General features: G+C 66.9%; 4 protein-coding genes. All 4 read right to left on the bottom strand.

Going from position 1 to position 2,583, the window contains the following annotated elements:
* Positions 1-311: aquaporin (locus D7X55_RS38295; protein WP_199747326.1), on the bottom strand; the 311-nt coding region annotated here is incomplete at its 3' end.
* Positions 312-409: 98 nt separating this feature from the next.
* On the bottom strand, positions 410-946 hold the full coding sequence (gene hpt / locus D7X55_RS38290; RefSeq protein ID WP_120552985.1) for a hypoxanthine phosphoribosyltransferase: 537 nt from the start codon (positions 944-946) through the stop codon (positions 410-412).
* A 12-nt stretch (positions 947-958) separates the two neighbouring features.
* The gene (locus D7X55_RS38285) at positions 959-1,774 is read right to left on the bottom strand and encodes a uracil phosphoribosyltransferase (protein ID WP_120552984.1); all 816 of its coding nucleotides are present in this window, start codon (positions 1,772-1,774) and stop codon (positions 959-961) included.
* Positions 1,775-1,816: 42 nt separating this feature from the next.
* Positions 1,817-2,416 carry a thymidine kinase gene (locus D7X55_RS38280; protein ID WP_120552983.1) on the bottom strand — a complete coding sequence of 200 codons (600 nt, stop codon included), beginning with the start codon at positions 2,414-2,416 and terminating at the stop codon, positions 1,817-1,819.
* Between the last annotated feature and the right edge of the window lie 167 nt (positions 2,417-2,583).

Raw genomic sequence — 2,583 nt, 5'->3', positions numbered from 1 at the left:
CCCACGCACTGCGCGACGACGTAGCCAGCCAGATGCCGCTTGTCGAACTTGCCCGCCATCAGCAGGCCCACCGTCACGGCCGGGTTCACGTGGCAGCCGGAGATGGGGCCCACCGTGTAGACCATGGCCAGGAGCGACAGCCCGAACGCGAAGGCCACGCCCAGGAAGCCGATGCGGTCGCCCGCCAGCACCGCCGCCCCCACCCCGCCGAGCACCAGCACGAACGTGCCGACGGCCTCCGCCAGGTACTTCTGGATCGCCTCGCCGCCCGCGGCCGCCGTCCGGCTGGCCTTTGTGTTTCCGTCGCGCATGTTCAAGCCTCCTCCAGGTCCCAGGGGAGGCTGTGCATGCGGAAGTCCCGAGGCCCCCACCCCGGAGGGAGGGGCACCCGGGCCCATCAGGCGTTTCTTTAAGTGTGCTTCCAGATGCCGATGAACGGCACGTTCCGGTACTTCTCGCCGTAGTCCAGGCCGTACCCGACGACGAACTTGTCCTCGATGACGAAGCCCTTGTAGTCGATGTGGACCTTCGTCTTGGCCCGCGCGGGCTTCTCCAGGAGCGAGCAGATCTTCACGGACGCCGGGTGGCGCGCCTGGAGGTTCTCCAGCAGGAAGCTCATGGTGAGCCCCGTGTCGATGATGTCCTCGATGATGAGCAGGTGCTTGCCCGCCATCGGCTTGGACACGTCCGTGGTGATGCGCACCTCGCCCGTGGACTCCGTGCCGCCGTGGTAGCTGGACACGCCCAGGAACTCGAGCGTCAGCGGCAGGTCGATGGCCCGCGCCAGGTCGATGGCGAAGAACACGGAGCCCTTGAGCACGCAGACGAGCGTCAGCTCCTTGCCCTGGTAGTCGCGGGTAATCTGCGCGCCCAGCTCCTTCACGCGCGCCTGCACGGCCTCCTCGGAGATGAGGACGCCGACATCCTTCTCGTGGAACGTCGTCACCGGGTGCTCCCTCTACACGTAGGCGTTGTTCATGATCTCCCCGAAGCCGCCGCCGCCGGGGACGATGTACTGCCGGTCATCCAGGCCCCGCTCCTTGTCCCAGAGCAGCCCCGGCGCGGTGCCGAACACCTCCGGTGGGGACAGGCCTCGGTCCAACCGGAGCGCGTAGATGATGACGTCCGGGTGCTCCGTCGTCATCCGGCGCAGGTACTCCGGCGTGACGATGAGGTTGAGCGTGATGATGCGCCGGGCGTGCCCGGGCACCTTCGTCTTGTACAGGGTGATGGCCGTGGACAGGCTGCCGCCCGTGGCCCCCATGGGGTCCGGGAACAGCACGAACGCGTCGTCCACGTCCCCGCCAATCTTCGCGCCGCCAATCTCCGAGCCCACCACCGCCTGGGCCGCGTCGATCATCCGGCTCATGATGATGTGGTCCTGGCGCACCAGGGACGGATCCACCGTGAAGTTGAGCAGGTCATACGTCACCTGCGACGGCAGCGTGCCCGCCCGCGCGATGTTCACCGTCACCACGCGCAGCTGCGGATCCACCACCTCGCCCTGGTAGATGCCCAGCGGCGTCGAGTCGATCATGCGCGTGGGAATGGTGACCATCTTGCGCGGGAACTCCGCGTTGATGACCGTCTTCACCAGGTCCGCGTAGAGCTGCTCCACCAGCCGGTTGATCTGCGGCTGCAGCGTGCCCTTGGCGCACAGCGTGGCCAGCTGTGAGAGGAGAAACGGATTGCCCACCAGGTGAACGTTGGGCCCGTAGTGGTGGGCCATCTCGTTCAGCTTGAAGGGCACGTTCGCGTAGAGGGTGTCGCGCATCGCAAGGGGCTCCCGCTCAGGCCTGGGGCGGCTTCTGCTTTTTCAGTCGAACAGCTTCAGCGTCTGCGGAGGGCTCGCCTCCGCGGGTTCCGCCACGTGACACTTGCGGCAGCGCGGCTCGTAGGCCCCCGCCGCGCCCACCACCACCCGCTCCCCGCTGCCAATGATGCGCTGCGAACGGTTGGCCGGGTTCCCGCACACCGCGCAGATGGCCAGCTCCTTCGTCACGTACTCCGCCACCGCCATCAGCTGCGGCATCGGTTCGAAGGGGCGCCCCTGGTAGTCCTGATCCAGGCCCGCGCAGATGACGCGCAGGCCCTTCTGGGCGAGCGCCTCGCACACCTGCACCACTTCTCCGCCCAGGAATTGAACCTCGTCGATGCCCACCACCTGCGTGTCGGGGGCCAGGTGCCGGAAAATTTCTTCAGCCCTTTCGATAGGCAGGGACGTCAATTTCAACTGGCTGTGGCTGACCACCTGCGTGTCGTCATAGCGGGTGTCGATGCGCGGCTTGAACACGCGCACCTTCTGCCGGCCGTACAGCGCGCGCTTGACGCGGCGGATCAACTCCTCCGTCTTGCCGGAGAACATCGAACCGCAGATGACCTCTATCCACCCGATATCTTTGGGGAATTGATGCAATGGGCGCTCGTCGGGGAGGGGCTGGCGGGGCCAATCTCCGCGACCCACCCCTTCCCGTCAATTTCGTTTCCGGACGCGCAAGCCCCCCGCCCCGGCCGCCTGCCCGGCTGCTCCCGGAAAGCCCCGCGAAACCCTGGCAAGGGATTTGAATAGCCCCAGCCCCGGGT

It is taken from the genome of Corallococcus sp. AB049A, assembly GCF_003668885.1.
GTDB classification, from domain to species: domain Bacteria; phylum Myxococcota; class Myxococcia; order Myxococcales; family Myxococcaceae; genus Corallococcus; species Corallococcus interemptor.
The sequence above is the reverse complement of the archived record's forward strand: the minus strand, read 5'-3'. Positions and strand labels throughout refer to the sequence as shown.

Bases quoted from the DNA above. Each gene is read 5' to 3' on its own strand.
- D7X55_RS38285 (WP_120552984.1), bottom strand. From the start codon at position 1,774: ATGCGCGACACCCTCTACGCGAACGTGCCCTTCAAGCTGAACGAGATG.